We start from the raw sequence: 15,762 nt of genomic DNA, 5'->3' as shown, positions 1-15,762 counted from the left end.
ATGTCGGAGGGGTAGCGAAGTGGCTAAACGCGGCGGACTGTAAATCCGCTCCTTCGGGTTCGGCAGTTCGAATCTGCCCCCCTCCACCATTTTCAAAAAAACAACCTGAAAAGGTTTATTTTTTTGAAAAGACAACCATACTAGTAAATATTAATGGGCTATAGCCAAGCGGTAAGGCAACGGACTTTGACTCCGTCATGCGTTGGTTCGAATCCAGCTAGCCCAGCCATTTACGAGCCATTAGCTCAGTTGGTAGAGCATCTGACTTTTAATCAGAGGGTCGAAGGTTCGAGTCCTTCATGGCTCACCATTTTCGCGGAAGTAGTTCAGTGGTAGAATACAACCTTGCCAAGGTTGGGGTCGCGGGTTCGAATCCCGTCTTCCGCTTTTATACTTCGGGGCCTTAGCTCAGCTGGGAGAGCGCCTGCCTTGCACGCAGGAGGTCAGCGGTTCGATCCCGCTAGGCTCCATTATAAATTAGAAAAAACCTTACATCTTTTGATGTAAGGTTTTTTGTTTATCTTGCTTAATAAGGATGAGTTTCCATTCATTTCGTTTACAATAGAAAGATAGAGTGAAATATACTATTTGAATTGAAGTGTGTTGGAATAAGGGGAATGGAGGGATCGGTGTTGAAAATTGTTATTGCATCTGATTCATATAAAGAAAGCTTACGAGCGATAGAGGTATGTAAGGCTATTGAAAAAGGATTTACTAAAATTTTTCCTGAAGCTGAGTATGTAAAAGTCCCGATTGGAGATGGAGGAGAAGGTACAGTCCAGTCCCTTGTTGATGCTACAGGAGGAAAGATTATTCCACTTCATGTAACAGGTCCACTTGGTGAGCGTGTAGAATCATTTTACGGCATTTCTCAAAATAAAAGAACAGCGTTTATTGAAATGGCAGCAGCATCAGGATTACAGCATGTTTCAGTTAAAAAGCGAAATCCTCTTATTACAACAACAAAAGGAACGGGAGAGCTTATATTAGATGCGCTGGATAAAGGCGTACAGCACATCATTTTAGGTCTTGGAGGAAGTGCTACGAACGATGGGGGTGCCGGAATGCTCTCTGCCTTAGGTGTAAAATTTTTAGAGAAAGATGGACGAGTAATAGAACCTGTCGGTGGAAATTTACATTCTATTGATTCTTTAGATTTATCGAAGTTGGATTCTCGTTTAGCACATGTAAAACTGGAAGCGGCGTGTGATGTAGATAATCCTTTGACAGGACAAAAAGGAGCATCTTTTGTATTTGCAAAACAAAAGGGAGCAAGTGCAGAAATGATTGCACAGTTAGATGATAACTTAAAGCGTTATGCCCATGTATTAAAAAAATATTTACATATTGATGTGGAAGAGATTGCAGGTGCAGGAGCTGCGGGGGGATTAGGTGCTGCTGTTGCTGCTGTACTACAAGGGGAATTAAGAAAAGGAATTGAAATTGTACTAGATTATACAAATTTTGATGAACATATAAAAGAAGCGGATCTAGTTCTTACAGGTGAAGGAAGGATAGATGTACAAACAGCTTATGGAAAAGCTCCAGTTGGAATTGCTAGACGGGCAAAGAAGCTTCATATACCCGTTATAGCTATTGGGGGTTCCGTGCTCCCTAATCACATTTCAGTTTATAAAGARGGAATAGATGCTGTGTTTGCTGCCACATCAAGTCCAATGACATTAGAGGAAGCATATATAACAGCAAAGGAAAATATTGAAATGTCCGCACGAAATATCGCATCTGTATGGAAAATAGCATCAGAAAGACGTCTCTAATATAGGAGGCGTTTTTTTACTTTCAATTATTTATGAACACATGTGTAATGAGGTTTCCTGGGAAGAGTTTCGTTTTATACATAAAATAGCTTTAGGATATTGGTTTCTACGTAGATATGAGTGAATAAGGTGCATATACATACAAAAAAATGTCGAGTTGAGTCAGACTATAGAAAAGATTTAAAATATTTAGTGAAGGCATAAAAGGGGGAGACTATCTATGAAGAAAGAAATTTCAATCGTTGGAGTTCCAATGGACTTAGGGCAAATGCGTCGTGGAGTTGATATGGGACCAAGTGCAATTCGTTATGCGGGAGTAATTGAAAGAATTCAAAATATTGGGTATGACGTAGAAGATATCGGAGACCTATGTATTGAGAGAGAACAGGAAATAGATGAAAATACAAAATTAAGAAACCTTACACAAGTTGCACATGTTTGTGATGAATTAGCAAGTAAGGTTGATCATATTATAGAAAAAGGTCGTTTTCCACTTGTATTAGGTGGTGACCATAGTATTGCTATCGGGACACTTGCAGGGGTGGCAAAGAACTATAAAAATTTAGGTGTTATTTGGTACGATGCACATGGGGATTTAAATACGGAAGAGACATCACCATCTGGAAACATTCATGGTATGTCACTTGCAGCAAGTTTAGGTTATGGACATCCTTCACTCGTTAATTTATATGAAGCGTATCCAAAGGTTAAAAAGGAAAACGTTGTTATTATCGGTGCGCGTGCGTTAGATGAAGGTGAAAAAGAATTCATTCGTAATGAAGGAATTAAAGTGTTTACAATGCATGAAATTGATCGTATGGGTATGACTGCTGTTATGGAAGAAACGATTGCATATTTATCTCATACAGATGGTGTTCATTTATCATTAGATTTAGATGGACTTGATCCACATGATGCACCAGGAGTTGGAACACCTGTAACTGGTGGATTATCATATCGTGAAAGTCATTTAGCGATGGAAATGTTATCGGAGGCTGATATCATTACATCTGCTGAGTTTGTTGAAGTAAATCCGATTTTAGATGAGAAAAATAGAACGGCAACAACAGCGGTAGCGTTAATGGGTTCTTTATTCGGTGAAAAACTAAAATAAATGTAAGAAAAGCAGCTGAAATGCTGCTTTTTTTTATTTTAAAAAAAGAGTATAATAATGAGTTATATTATACCACTTTATAAGAAAAGTTCGACATCTTACCAATTTCCACCAAGGGGGGTGTCGTTGTAATTGTCGTTTCTTTCATGTATGGTATAATTAACTAGTTGTTGTAAATACATACAGATAGAGCAAAATAATAATATTTCAGTATATGGATAAAATTGCTCATAAGTAGGAGGAAGGGTTAGCATGCCTTTTGGAGATATGAACCTTTTGAAATATCTCAGTACGATATTAGATATCGCCGTTGTGTGGTTTGTTATATATAAGCTAATTCTTGTAATCCGAGGAACAAAAGCTGTTCAACTTTTGAAAGGGATTACAGTTATTATTATCGTTCGTATATTAAGTTATTTATTTGAGTTGCATACATTGCAGTGGCTCACGGACCAAGCTTTAACATGGGGATTTTTAGCGATAATTATTATTTTTCAACCAGAGCTTAGACGAGCGCTTGAACAATTAGGAAGAGGAAGTTTGTTCTCCCGTGGAATTGGTCAGGAAGAAGAAGAGCATGAAATCGTTGCGAATGCTGTGGCAAAGGCAACTGAATATATGGGGAAACGACGCATTGGTGCGCTTATTACATTATCTAGAGAAACTGGAATGGGAGATTATGTAGAAACCGGGATTCCTTTAAATGCGAATGTGTCATCAGAACTGCTTATTAATATCTTTATCCCTAATACACCGCTTCATGATGGAGCAGTGATTATGCAAGGAAATACGATTAAAGCAGCAGCTTGTTATTTGCCATTATCGGAAAGCCCGTTCATATCAAAAGAATTAGGAACGCGTCACCGGGCTGCGATGGGAGTTAGTGAAGTAACTGATAGCATTACAGTGGTTGTATCAGAAGAAACAGGCCAAATCTCTTTAACTAAAAATGGAGAATTGCATCGTGACCTAAAAGCCGAACAGTTAAAAGAGATGCTTTTAGCAGAGTTCAGTGGAAATGTGAAGACAACTTCTTCATCTTTATGGAATTGGAATTGGAGGAGAAAGCGTCATGGATAAGCTAATGGAGAACCACTGGTTTTTAAAAGGAATTTCATTACTATTGGCGTTAATGCTTTACATGTCGACGAATTTGTCAGATAAAAGTACGACAGGGAATACGAGTGCATCACTTTTTCCAACAGGTGATGTAACGGAGACAGTATCTAACGTTGTAGTAGCAGTAAATTATGATGAAGATAAATATATTGTAAGTGGTGTTCCAAAGTATGTAAAAATAAAATTGGAAGGGCCAAAAAATGTAATTACTGCAGCAAGGTCGCAACGTGAGTTTGGAGTATCTTTAGATTTACGTGGGTATTCTACAGGAACATACGATGTTCCTTTAAAGTATACCGGGATGGAAAACAATTTAAAAGCAACAGCTCAACCGGCGAAAGTTAAAGTTACGATTCAAAAGAAAGCAAAAAAGTCATTTCCTGTGGAAGTAAAGTACTCAAATGAGAGTCAAATGCAAGGTAGTATGGTTGAAAAACCGACTATCAAACCAGGAACTGTTGAAGTTATTGGTACAGAAGAGGAACTAGCAAAAGTTGCGCTTGTCAGGGCGTATATTGATTTGAAGGGGATAACAAAAACAGTAACAAAGACAGCCGAAATTGTACTGTATGATGAAGAGGGCCGGAAATTAGACTTACAAACAACACCGTCTAAAGTAAATGTTACAATCCCAGTTTCAAATCCAACTGCGACAAATAATATTGAAAAAACTGTGCCACTAACTTATGTGAAAAAAGGAAGTCTACCAGAGGGGTTAGCGGTTACAAACATCGGTATCGAACCAAATGAAGTGACAATATCAGGCCCAAAAGATGTTTTGGATAATATAAAGTCCTTGGAGGGCGTCGAAGTAGATCTTAGTAAAATTACGGAATCTACAACATTCGATGCCTCTGTTTTATTACCGAAAGGTGTAACCAATGTAAGCCCCAGTCAAGTGAAGGTTTCTGTCGAAGTGCAAAAACAAAAAAATGTAAAGCATAAGACAATAGATGGCATTTCTATACAAAAAAATGGATTGTCAGATGAATTCACTTTACAATTACTTTCTCCACAAAGTGAAAAGATAAGCGTTGATATTTCAGGAGAAGCAAGTATAGTAGATAAAATAACAGCGGCGCAAATAACAGCATCAATTAATCTACAAAACGTATCTTCTGGGACGCATGATATTCCAATTCAGGTTAGTGGTCCTAGTAATGTTTCAATAGAAGCAAAACAAAAAAATGTAAAGGTAACCCTTGTAAAGAAAGAAAAACCAGATCAAGAAGTACAAGGTAAGCCGGAGCAACCAGATTCACAAAAAGATAAAGAGAATGAAACAGAAAAACCAACAGAAAAACCAACAGAAAAACCAACAGAAAAACCAACAGAAAAACCAACAGAAGAACAGAACAAAGAATCTGAAAAAAAGAATGAAGCAGAAAAACAAAAAGAGCAAAATAAAGGAGCGAATAGCAATGGGTAAATATTTTGGTACAGATGGTGTGCGCGGTGTCGCGAATAAGGAATTAACGCCTGAATTAGCGTTTAAAATTGGTCGTTTTGGAGGGTATGTATTAACAAAAGATACAGATCGTCCAAAAGTGATTATTGGTCGTGACACACGTGTATCTGGTCATATGCTAGAAGGTGCGTTAGTAGCAGGATTATTATCAACTGGAGCAGAAGTTATGCGCCTTGGCGTTATTTCAACTCCTGGGGTTGCTTACTTAACAAAAGCATTAGATGCACAAGCAGGTGTTATGATTTCAGCATCCCATAACCCAGTACAAGATAATGGAATTAAATTCTTCGGTTCAGATGGGTTTAAACTAACTGATGAGCAAGAAGCTGAAATTGAGGCTTTATTAGATAAAGAGGTAGATGAATTACCACGTCCGACAGGAACAGAGCTTGGACAAGTAAATGACTACTTCGAAGGTGGACAAAAATACTTACAATACATTAAACAAACTGTAGAAGAAGATTTCTCAGGTTTACATATTGCTTTAGATTGTGCGCATGGTGCAACATCTTCTTTAGCACCATATTTATTTGCAGATTTAGAAGCTGATATTTCTACAATGGGTACTTCACCAAACGGCATGAACATTAATGACGGTGTTGGTTCTACACATCCAGAAGGTTTAGCAGAATTAGTAAAAGAAAAAGGTGCAGATATTGGACTTGCCTTTGATGGTGATGGAGACCGTTTAATTGCAGTAGATGAAAAGGGAAACATTGTTGATGGGGATCAAATTATGTACATCTGTGCGAAGTACATGAAAGAAACTGGTCAATTAAAACATAACACGGTTGTTTCAACAGTTATGAGTAACTTAGGTTTCTACAAAGCACTTGAAGCAAATGGTATTACAAGTAATAAAACAGCAGTTGGTGATCGCTATGTAATGGAAGAAATGAAGCGCGGTGGTTATAACCTTGGTGGTGAACAATCTGGTCATATTATCTTACTTGATTACATTACAACTGGAGATGGAATGTTAAGTGCGCTTCAGCTTGTAAATATTATGAAAATGACGAAGAAACCATTGTCTGAGCTTGCAGGTGAAATGATAAAGTTCCCACAATTATTGGTGAACGTTCGTGTAACAGATAAGAAATTGGCATTAGAAAATGAGAGAATTAAAGAAATCATCCGTGTGGTAGAAGAAGAAATGAACGGAGATGGACGTATCCTTGTTCGTCCTTCTGGAACAGAGCCACTTATTCGAGTTATGGCAGAAGCACCAACACAAGAACTTTGTGATGGATATGTACATCGTATTGTAGAAGTTGTGAAAGCTGAGGTTGGCGCTGAATAATTCGCCAATTTCATATGAAAAAGGAGCACGTTTTGTGCTCCTTTTTCATATGTTTTATAGACAATGAAAAATTTTCATTGACGGTTTATGCTGTTTGTTATAAGATGGTCTTGTTCTTTTTTTCGAAATTAATATATGAATTATGAAAGCGCCAGAACTACAAGTTATGTAGTTGACGAGGAGGAGTTTTATCGAGATTTCGGCGGATGACTCCCGGTTGTTTATCACAACCGAAAGCTTTTATTTAAAGCGTTGAGGTGACTCAATGGACAAAGATAAAAGTGTGATGAGGGAAAAAGAACGGATGAATACTAGCTGTATAAGTATATACGGACTGAAACCCAATCGAGAGGAAGGTGAAAGCCGTTACAGACTTACAGGGCTAGCAATATGTAATCCGTTTTTTATATGTAAATAATGGGATCGGACTATGTCGTTACATGTTCGCAAAGCAATGTAAGTATTTGTAACGGCGACTAAACATGTGTGGAATTGTAGGATTTATTGGAGATCAAGATGCAAAAGAAATCTTATTAAAAGGCTTAGAAAAGCTAGAGTACCGTGGATATGATTCAGCGGGTATTGCAGTACAGGCAGAGAACGGTGTTGTTGTATACAAAGAAAAAGGCCGTATTGCAAAACTTCGTGAAGTCGTGGATGAAAATGTAGCTGCAAGCGTGGGAATCGGTCATACACGCTGGGCAACACATGGTGTTCCAAGTAAAGTAAATGCACATCCGCATCAAAGTACGTCAAAACGCTTTACACTAGTTCATAATGGTGTAATTGAAAACTATGAATTAGTGAAAAAAGAATATCTTCAAGATGTAACGTTTGTAAGTGAGACTGATACAGAAGTTATCGTACAGCTTATGGAACAGCAAGTAAGCACAGGGTTAAGTGTAGAAGATGCATTCCGTCAAACGTTATCCATTTTACATGGTTCTTATGCAATTGGCTTACTTGATGCTGAAAATCCAAACATGATTTATGTTGCTAAAAACAAAAGCCCGCTATTAGTAGGTGTTGGTGACAACTTTAATGTTGTTGCAAGCGATGCAATGGCAATGTTACAAGTTACAGATCAATTTATCGAGTTAATGGATAAAGAGATGGTGATCGTAACACAAGAAAGCATTACAATTAAAAACTTACAAGGTGAAACGATTGAGCGTGCACCGTTTACAGCGGAATTAGATGCAAGTGATATTGAAAAAGGAACATATCCTCATTTCATGTTAAAAGAAATTGATGAGCAACCACTTGTAATCCGTAATATCATTCAAAAGTATCAAAATGAAGATGGCGAAATTGAATTAGATGAAGACATTCGTAATGCAATTTTAGATAGCGATCGTATTTATATTATTGCATGTGGAACAAGTTACCATGCTGGTCTTGTTGGAAAGCAATTCATCGAGAAATTTGCGAAAATACCTGTAGAAGTACACGTAGCAAGTGAATTCTCTTACAATATGCCATTATTAACAGAAAGACCATTCTTCATTTACATTTCACAAAGTGGTGAAACGGCAGATAGTCGTGCAGTACTTGTACAAACAAATGAAATGGGTCATAAAGCATTAACAATTACAAACGTACCAGGTTCTACGCTTTCTCGTGAAGCTGACTATACACTGCCTCTATATGCAGGACCAGAAATCGCAGTCGCTTCTACGAAAGCTTACACAGCACAACTTGCAGTGCTTTCAATCTTAGCAGCTGACATTGCGAAAGCAAAAGGTGAAGTTCTTGATTTTGATTTAACACACGAACTAGGTCTTGTAGCTAACGCAATGGTAGTACTTTGTGATCAAAAAGAAGAAATGGATGCACTTGCAAAACAATTTTTAGCAACAACACGCAACTGCTTCTTCATTGGACGCAGCGTAGACTTCTTCGTAGGWTTAGAAGGTGCGTTAAARCTAAAAGAAATYTCTTACATCCAAGCAGAAGGATTTGCTGGMGGAGAATTAAAACACGGTACAATCGCSTTAATYGAAMAMGGTACACCAGTTATCGCMCTTGCTACRCAAGAGCACGTAAACCTTGGAATTCGCGGTAACGTAAAAGAAGTAGTAGCACGCGGAGCAAACCCATGTATCATCTCAATGAAAGGCTTAGAAATGGAAGGCGACAGCTTCGTACTACCAGCTGTACACGAAGCATTAGCACCGCTTGTAGCAGTTATTCCATTACAACTTATCTCATACTACGCAGCGCTTCACCGCGAGTGTGATGTTGATAAGCCACGTAACTTAGCTAAATCTGTTACTGTTGAGTAGGAGATTGGGAGGTTCATAATTTTATTGTCAGTTTGAAATAAAGTCCCGATGTTTTGAATAAAGTCGTGACGTTTTTAAAAAAGATGCGAAGCTTTACCCCTTTAGATACGATTATCTAAAGGGGTGTTTTTATGTCCAAAAGAAAAAGAACATCTGAATTAAAGAAGGTCGCGGCATAGGAACAGGTCGTTGGTAATACAGTCGTTTAAATGTAAATCATCATATTTAAAATTAACATTTTTCGCATCAAAACCAAAACGAGCACCTTATATTTCCTCTTTTTGGTTCCTAAAAAATACATTTTCCACTCTACTAGCCAAAAGGAATATCTCGGTGAGAGCATAACAACCAATAATTTTCGTACTAGGAAATATATCTATTGCAGGTACTATATCAAARATCTGGCCTCTTTAAATGTACTCTTAGCTTTTATAAATACAGCCCTTTTAGTTTTCGTCTAAAAGGGCTGTGCTGTTTACATGTTTAATTTAGTTTTCAATATCCAGTATTTATTTCCGTTTATTGTAAATGAGAATTCGACCCATCCGTTGGGATCTTCGCGATGAACGAATACTGATGTGCCTAATGCTAATGTACCTTGGTTGTTTTCTGTAACGGACTGACTTTTAATTACTCCATCAAATGAATAGGGTACAACGTAATAGAAGGCAGCTAGTTTAGCAGTTGCTTTCGTTCCCTGTGGATATGTTTTATATGGGATATTACTTGAGAGTGCGTCAACATTTAAGGTATTTGGGTTTTTAGGTAATTTTTTTGCATATAAATAATCTTGCTTTTGGAAGGGTTTAATACGCTCCATAATTTTTGCGATTTTGGTAGACCATTCTTGATCTGTTGAATACATAACATTCATACCTTGCAATGTTGGGCCATAGTAATATGATCCATTTTCCTCTAAATATTTATCTCTTACATAATTGGCATTATAGGAAATGCTATCACCGAAAGTTGGTAAATATTTTGCATATTTAAACGGATCCTGATCATAAGCGCGCAAACCAAATAGATTATGTTTGCGATATGCGATTTCAGATTTACCATATCCGGATTCTAAAATAGCATGTGCCGCTAAAGAAAGTGCGTTAACACCATACTGAGCTTGAGCTGCAACAAAGTCGTTTCCATGTCCAATTAATGGGCTATCTGGTTGGTACTTTTTAATGTCAGCATCAATTTCTTTACCAGTAACATTTGAAGCATATGTTAAATCAAGGTTTATATATGACGTAGCAGTAATATTATTTTCAGGAATCCAAGTACCGCTGTTATTGAAATAATACGTTGTTCCGTCAATAGAAGCGAATCCAGTTTGCATAACACCATTTAGCTGTAAATAGTACCATGTACTCCCTTCTTGTAGCCAACCCGTTTTCATCGTCCCATTTGAATTTATGTAGTACCACTGGTTACCGTCGAGAAGCCATCCTGTTTTCATGGTACCATTAGAGTTTAGATAATACCAAGCTCCATTATTAAAGAGCCACCCTGTTTTCATAGCGCCATTAGAGTTTAGGTAATACCAAGCTCCGTTATCAAAAAGCCACMCTGTTTTCATGGCGCCATTAGAGTTTAAGTAATACCAAGCTCCGTTATCAAAAAGCCACCCTGTTTTCATAGCGCCATTAGAGTTTAGGTAATACCAAGCTCCGTTATCAAAAAGCCACCCTGTTTTCATAGCGCCATTAGAGTTTAGGTAATACCAAGCTCCGTTATCAAAAAGCCACCCTGTTTTCATGGCGCCACTAGTGTTTAAATAATACCAAGCCCCGCTATCAAAAAGCCATCCTGTTTGCATGACTCCGCTTGAATTTAAGAAATACCAATTATTATTGTTTTGTAACCATCCTTTTTTTACAGTTTCATTTGTTTTAATTGCTGTATTGTAAGTTGATACAGTTTCAGCCATCCCTTTTATAGGAATAAAAAGTATGCTTGATGCTAAGATAATTGATGCAGTTTTTTTAAACATTTTTTAATAATACTCCTTTTAGTAGTTTGTTAGTTTCATATTAACCAAAGTACTATTGTAACAAGGGAAGAGGAAAAAACAAACAAGTATCATAAAAGTCTAATAAATTACTGTTAAAATAATTTTATATGAGTAGTTTCATATAATTGTTAGTAAAGTGGAATGTAAATAGAAGTGAAAAGGAACAGTGATTGAGTGACGAGCATAGAACTAAAAAAAGTTGACCTATACAGTCAACTTTTTATTTTGAGGGTGTTGTAAAATTCATACATATTCAAAAATAGATGCATAAAAAAATTCGTTTTCTTGGAAAAATGATACTATCAAACTATCCGAAGAAAGGACGAATTTGCTAGTATAATAACCAATTTTGATATTGAAAGTAACTGTTATGTACTTATTACTGTCCTAGTGGAAGAAATCGAAGTATTGAAATCATTAGCCTTTGGAGCAGGGTTATTAAATCATGTATTAAAAATATTGAGGTGGAGTTCATCTGAGATACTATAATATGATGAAGGGCTTCTAAATCTAGTATTGGGAATCTGAATGAAGTTACATATCATAGATAGAGAAGATCCGTCTCCGTCGAATGTGAGTATTCAGTTGAGGATTTTTTCATTTCGTTACAAAGGAAAGTACGATATACTTGACGTATCTTTAGAGGTGTAACTATAATTGTTACGATCCGGATTTTATAATGGAAAGGGTGAATGATGTAAGTGAATGAAAGTAATCACGATGTATATAAACCTGTAAGAGTAAACAGGTTATGGATGATTCTTGTATTAGGAACACTCACAGCAATTGGGCCATTGTCCATTGATATGTACTTGCCCTCGTTACCAAAATTAACGGATGATTTACAAACGAATGCTTCTCTTGCTCAGCTTACTTTAACAGCTTGCTTACTAGGGCTTTCGGTTGGACAATTATTTGTTGGTTCAATTAGTGATATTTATGGACGGCGCAAACCGCTTATTATTGCTCTTATTATCTATGTTGCATCTTCTTTATTGTGTGCCGTTGCACCATCTATTTGGAGTTTAGTTCTTTTACGTTTCTTACAAGGGGCTTCAGGCTCAGCAGGTATTGTTATATCACGTGCTATGGTACGTGATATGTACTCAGGTTCGGAGATGACAAAGTTTTTCTCACTGCTTATGTTAGTAAACGGAGCAGCGCCTATTTTGGCTCCAATTATTGGGGGACAATTGTTACAGTTTACATCATGGCGCGGGGTCTTTATCGTTCTTGGAGTGATAAGTGTATTTATGTTAGTATCCGCTATTTTTGTATTGCGTGAGACATTGCCTCTTGAGGAGAGAGAAACAGGTGGTTTAGCAGGAACATTAGCGACATATGGGAATTTGCTGAAAGATCGCTTATTTATGGGGTATGCTTTGTCGCAGGGCTTAGTGTCAGCAGCGATGTTTGCTTATATTTCGGGCTCTCCGTTTGTGTTGCAAAATATATACGGGGCATCACCGCAAGCATTTAGTTTATTCTTTGCGATTAATGGTATTGGGATTATTATTGCTAGCCAAATTACTGGACGTTTAGCGGGGAAAGTAAATGAGACAACATTATTTGTAATGGGCGTTGGAATTGCAGCTGTTGGTGGTCTTTCTTTACTTCTTATGATTGTACTAGGAGCAGGGTTGATTGGTGTTTTATGTTCGTTATTTCTTGTTGTATCAAGTGTTGGGGTTGTATCGACAACAGGTTTTTCACTAGCAATGAGAAATCAAAAACAAGCTGCAGGAACAGCATCAGCTTTACTTGGTCTACTACAGTTCATTTCTGGAGCACTTGTTGCGCCTTTAGTTGGGATTGGAGGTAGTAACACAGCACTTCCTATGGGAATTGTGATTGCCCTATGTGAAGTGGGAGCGGTTTTATGTTACATCTTTATGGCAAAGCGCAGTGAAAGACAGTTTGTACTTCGGGAAAAGCAGGATATAGAGGCATAAGAATACTAAAAAAGAGCTAATTCAAAGTATATTTTGAATTAGCTCTTTTTGTTATTTTTTTGGAGCAGCTCATACATATTATTCATGATTACATCGTATAAAATAGCTAATTTATCCCAAACCCATCGATTTGAATCAACCTCTTTTTCACCGCAGTCAATAATATCTGTATGGTCCGTAATTCTATAAGCTCTTTCTACGATTATCGGAGCAATTTTTGGTATACGAGGAATAGCTTTTAAAATATCTGCAAAGTTTCCGATATAGACATGCCCGATGATTTCAATTGTTAGTGATTCATCAGATATGTTTAGGGCGGTGTTGTATTTGTCTGTATGCACTTGTTTTAAGTAACGGGCAAGTCTAAGTGGGGCGGTTTTCTTCTTTAATACGCGGCGAAGACTTTCTGTATTTTTGATATGGAGTGATCTTTTACGAATAAGAACGGAAAGTTCTTCTTCCATAAACATCATTTTGTTGTACATATATATTGTTGGTCTCCTTTTTTCTAAATAAATGGATAATGCAACCTTAGGTAGGAATGTTTTATTCATATGTAAGTCTAGCATGCTATGTTCCAGATGTGTGCTTACAGTTTTGTAAGGTGCAGAAGAAGAGCTGTGAAGATTCTGGGCGTATAAAGTGACGATACTGTGACAAAAATGGTGATATGTGTATAAAAGTACGGTCATAAGTGTAAAGTTTGAATGGTTCTCGTTATAATAGCAAGTGGAGATAAGTAGTAGATGTAGACAAAAGGAGAGTAAGAGATGAAGAAAGTGTGGAGTATTGTCTTGCTTGGAGGAATGCTTCTTTTAGCAGGGTGTAATGGAAATAAGGATACAAAAGAACCGAAAGAAAAAGTAGAACAATCGGCAGAGCAGAAAGAAGATATGAGAGTATATCGTGATGTGCATAATAAGTATGATGAGAAAATGAACAAAGAGTTAAATGAAGCGGTAAAATTATGGGAAGAAGCGAAGGAAAAAGGGGGGAAGGCACTAGTATATCCTAAGTTTAAAGAAGATGTACAAAAAGTAACCACGAGTATGTTAACGGATATCGATCATATACGCAAAGAAATTCGTGTACCGAAGTCAAAAGAGCAAGAACATGAGCTATATGTTGGCTTCTTAAATGAGACAGAACAAGCAATGAAAAAGTTAGAGAAATTAGCGAAAGATGAAGATTCGGCGTTAATTCGTGATATAGAAGTTCATTTTTCAACAGCTTCAACGTACTATAAACGCTTTCAAAAAGAAGCACAAAAATAACCTTGCAATGCGCAAGGTTATTTTTTCTTTTTCCCGTCCCCATCTTCATCTTCAGCTACTAAGACTTTTTGCCCTTCATGAAATTCTGAAATTGTTTGCCCAGTAATGTTATCGAATGGAGTATAAAAGGAAGTTATATTTTTCTTTTTTATAAACAATTTATAGAAGCCTATGATAACTAATATTACGATTGTTAATGGTAATCCTATAACTGCCATAAGTAATGGATCCATCGTAGCTCTCCTTTCTACATAGAGAGGATTTTATTTGTCCTTTACCTTAGTGTAAAACAAAAAAAAGGAATTATTTCAAATATAATCTAACTGCTGCAAAAGCGTTGTTAGAAGAAGGTATGAAAGAAGAAGATACTATGTTTACAGAATATCCTTTAATTCCGATTATGTTCCCGACAGATTCTTATTTGCAAAAATTATCTGTATCTGGTTTAGAATATATGATTGGTTCTGAGCCAAGCTTACGACATGCGAAAAAGTAAGCAAAAAATAAAGAAGTAGGCATTTGCCTACTTCTTTATTTTACTTCCTTCTTATACTCTTTCTTCGTTCCATCTGAGAACACAACTTCTAAGTCGAATTTTTGGTAGTCTTTATCAAGTTGGAATACGTCTACCGCTTGATCAATTACTTCTTGATCAGGTGTATTTTTATCAAATGTTAACTTTTGTAGAAGTGGACTTAGTTTGGCAATAGCTTTGTCACTCGTTAGTTTTACATCTGTCTTATGATCCTCAATCTTTCCTTCCATCTTTTTGTCTGCACCTTTATTTTTGTACTCCGCTTCATAATCTTTTTTCGTATCTTGGTAGTCTGCATTTAAGTGAAATTCGTTAAAGTTAAGTTTTAAGTCTTGAGGTGCTTCATTTTTAGCTTCGTCCGTTGTTTTCTTATCAGAAGTTGGAGTTTCCTTTTTTGGTGCAGTACAACCTGTTAGCGCAGGTACTAGCATAAGTGCTAATAAAACTGAAAGTAAAATTCTCATAATATATTCCTCCTTAGTGTATCGTTCCTTCCATACAAGTTTTTCCCAATTTCATGTAATTATGTATGTGCTCGAAATAAATTATTTCCCGCAACGTACACTGCAAATGGTTATTATACAATAATATTTGGTGGTGGAAATTTAAAAGAAAATATTATCTCTCTATTATTTATAATTGTTATTACACAAATTTTAGCTTTAATCGCTGTAGGGATATTATCTGTATTAAAGGGAAAGAGACATTTAGTAAAAGAAGCATAAAGAAAAAGGGCATCCTTTTGTAAAATGTACCCTATAGAATAGACACTTAAAAAAAGTCTATTCTATAGGGTATTTCTTGTATAATAGGAGAAAAATTAGAATCGGAGAAATTTCACAATGACGAAAAAGCTATTTACAGAAAAAGAGGTTCAAACGCTATCAAAGAATCCATACGTAAAATCTATGAGTGAGAAAGGAAGG

General features: G+C 36.6%; 12 protein-coding genes, 5 tRNA genes and 2 pseudogenes. 15 read left to right on the top strand and 4 right to left on the bottom strand.

Annotated elements, in window-relative coordinates; genetic code table 11:
- Positions 1 to 5 precede the first annotated feature (5 nt).
- The 12 genes and pseudogenes from AC1DIT_RS22580 to glmS all read left to right on the top strand — a co-directional run bounded on the left by AC1DIT_RS22580 (position 6) and on the right by glmS (position 9,064).
- Positions 6 to 89 (top strand) — tRNA-Tyr (locus tag AC1DIT_RS22580).
- Between the two features lie 65 nt (positions 90 to 154).
- Positions 155 to 229: transfer RNA gene (locus AC1DIT_RS22575), tRNA-Gln, on the top strand.
- Between the two features lie 5 nt (positions 230 to 234).
- A tRNA-Lys gene (locus AC1DIT_RS22570) sits at positions 235 to 310 on the top strand.
- Between the two features lie 5 nt (positions 311 to 315).
- Positions 316 to 387 (top strand) — tRNA-Gly (locus AC1DIT_RS22565).
- 10 nt (positions 388 to 397) lie between these two features.
- Positions 398 to 470: transfer RNA gene (locus AC1DIT_RS22560), tRNA-Ala, on the top strand.
- A 162-nt stretch (positions 471 to 632) separates the two neighbouring features.
- Positions 633 to 1,778: a glycerate kinase gene (locus AC1DIT_RS22555; protein ID WP_033671666.1), complete on the top strand. Its 1,146-nt coding sequence runs from the start codon at positions 633 to 635 to the stop codon at positions 1,776 to 1,778.
- A 220-nt stretch (positions 1,779 to 1,998) separates the two neighbouring features.
- Positions 1,999 to 2,892, top strand: a complete 894-nt coding sequence (rocF, locus tag AC1DIT_RS22550) for an arginase (protein WP_003194411.1) — start codon at positions 1,999 to 2,001, stop codon at positions 2,890 to 2,892.
- A 252-nt stretch (positions 2,893 to 3,144) separates the two neighbouring features.
- Positions 3,145 to 3,972 carry a diadenylate cyclase CdaA gene (gene cdaA / locus AC1DIT_RS22545; RefSeq protein ID WP_016116968.1) on the top strand — a complete coding sequence of 276 codons (828 nt, stop codon included), beginning with the start codon at positions 3,145 to 3,147 and terminating at the stop codon, positions 3,970 to 3,972.
- Positions 3,965 to 5,440 (top strand): CdaR family protein, encoded by a 1,476-nt coding sequence (locus AC1DIT_RS22540; RefSeq protein WP_077295741.1) that lies wholly within the window; start codon positions 3,965 to 3,967, stop codon positions 5,438 to 5,440. Before cdaA ends, AC1DIT_RS22540 begins: the two co-directional genes overlap by 8 nt.
- Positions 5,433 to 6,779 (top strand): phosphoglucosamine mutase, encoded by a 1,347-nt coding sequence (glmM, locus tag AC1DIT_RS22535; protein WP_016116970.1) that lies wholly within the window; start codon positions 5,433 to 5,435, stop codon positions 6,777 to 6,779. The genes AC1DIT_RS22540 and glmM overlap by 8 nt, the downstream gene beginning before the upstream one ends.
- A 286-nt stretch (positions 6,780 to 7,065) precedes the next feature.
- Positions 7,066 to 7,249, top strand: a pseudogene (locus AC1DIT_RS22530) (hypothetical protein).
- Positions 7,250 to 7,261: 12 nt separating this feature from the next.
- Positions 7,262 to 9,064: a glutamine--fructose-6-phosphate transaminase (isomerizing) gene (gene glmS, locus AC1DIT_RS22525; RefSeq protein WP_476998412.1), complete on the top strand. Its 1,803-nt coding sequence runs from the start codon at positions 7,262 to 7,264 to the stop codon at positions 9,062 to 9,064.
- Positions 9,065 to 9,539: 475 nt separating this feature from the next.
- Here glmS and AC1DIT_RS22520 read toward each other — a convergent pair whose 3' ends face one another.
- A complete protein-coding gene (locus AC1DIT_RS22520; RefSeq protein WP_476998411.1) occupies positions 9,540 to 11,054 on the bottom strand; it encodes a glucosaminidase domain-containing protein in 1,515 nt (504 codons plus the stop codon).
- Between the two features lie 776 nt (positions 11,055 to 11,830).
- Between AC1DIT_RS22520 and AC1DIT_RS22515 the strand changes: the two genes are divergently transcribed.
- Entirely contained in the window at positions 11,831 to 13,027 is a 1,197-nt protein-coding gene (locus AC1DIT_RS22515) for a multidrug effflux MFS transporter (RefSeq protein ID WP_016116974.1), read from the top strand.
- 38 nt (positions 13,028 to 13,065) lie between these two features.
- On the opposite strand, the gene AC1DIT_RS22510 is transcribed toward AC1DIT_RS22515, so the two are convergent.
- Positions 13,066 to 13,512 (bottom strand): hypothetical protein, encoded by a 447-nt coding sequence (locus tag AC1DIT_RS22510; protein ID WP_033671668.1) that lies wholly within the window; start codon positions 13,510 to 13,512, stop codon positions 13,066 to 13,068.
- A gap of 285 nt (positions 13,513 to 13,797) precedes the next feature.
- Here AC1DIT_RS22510 and AC1DIT_RS22505 point away from each other — a divergent pair, with 285 nt between their 5' ends.
- On the top strand, positions 13,798 to 14,301 hold the full coding sequence (locus tag AC1DIT_RS22505) for a lipoprotein (protein WP_016116976.1): 504 nt from the start codon (positions 13,798 to 13,800) through the stop codon (positions 14,299 to 14,301).
- A 17-nt stretch (positions 14,302 to 14,318) separates the two neighbouring features.
- Here AC1DIT_RS22505 and AC1DIT_RS22500 read toward each other — a convergent pair whose 3' ends face one another.
- Positions 14,319 to 14,534 carry a DUF3951 domain-containing protein gene (locus AC1DIT_RS22500; RefSeq protein ID WP_016116977.1) on the bottom strand — a complete coding sequence of 72 codons (216 nt, stop codon included), beginning with the start codon at positions 14,532 to 14,534 and terminating at the stop codon, positions 14,319 to 14,321.
- A 122-nt stretch (positions 14,535 to 14,656) separates the two neighbouring features.
- Between AC1DIT_RS22500 and AC1DIT_RS22495 the strand changes: the two are divergent.
- Positions 14,657 to 14,797: pseudogene (locus AC1DIT_RS22495) on the top strand (peptide-binding protein); the annotation flags it as partial.
- Between the two features lie 35 nt (positions 14,798 to 14,832).
- On the opposite strand, the gene AC1DIT_RS22490 reads toward AC1DIT_RS22495, so the two are convergent.
- Positions 14,833 to 15,300: a YusW family protein gene (locus AC1DIT_RS22490; RefSeq protein ID WP_016116978.1), complete on the bottom strand. Its 468-nt coding sequence runs from the start codon at positions 15,298 to 15,300 to the stop codon at positions 14,833 to 14,835.
- Positions 15,301 to 15,762 lie beyond the last annotated feature (462 nt).

This window comes from Bacillus sp. 05T22, from assembly GCF_056396765.1.
This window is presented reverse-complemented; position numbering and strand designations above follow the sequence as displayed.

Bases quoted from the DNA above. Each gene is read 5' to 3' on its own strand.
- AC1DIT_RS22500 (WP_016116977.1), bottom strand. From the start codon at position 14,534: ATGGATCCATTACTTATGGCAGTTATAGGATTACCATTAACAATCGTA.
- rocF (WP_003194411.1), top strand. From the start codon at position 1,999: ATGAAGAAAGAAATTTCAATCGTTGGAGTTCCAATGGACTTAGGGCAA.
- AC1DIT_RS22510 (WP_033671668.1), bottom strand. From the start codon at position 13,512: ATGTACAACAAAATGATGTTTATGGAAGAAGAACTTTCCGTTCTTATT.
- AC1DIT_RS22490 (WP_016116978.1), bottom strand. From the start codon at position 15,300: ATGAGAATTTTACTTTCAGTTTTATTAGCACTTATGCTAGTACCTGCG.
- glmM (WP_016116970.1), top strand. From the start codon at position 5,433: ATGGGTAAATATTTTGGTACAGATGGTGTGCGCGGTGTCGCGAATAAG.
- AC1DIT_RS22515 (WP_016116974.1), top strand. From the start codon at position 11,831: ATGATTCTTGTATTAGGAACACTCACAGCAATTGGGCCATTGTCCATT.
- AC1DIT_RS22540 (WP_077295741.1), top strand. From the start codon at position 3,965: ATGGATAAGCTAATGGAGAACCACTGGTTTTTAAAAGGAATTTCATTA.
- cdaA (WP_016116968.1), top strand. From the start codon at position 3,145: ATGCCTTTTGGAGATATGAACCTTTTGAAATATCTCAGTACGATATTA.
- AC1DIT_RS22505 (WP_016116976.1), top strand. From the start codon at position 13,798: ATGAAGAAAGTGTGGAGTATTGTCTTGCTTGGAGGAATGCTTCTTTTA.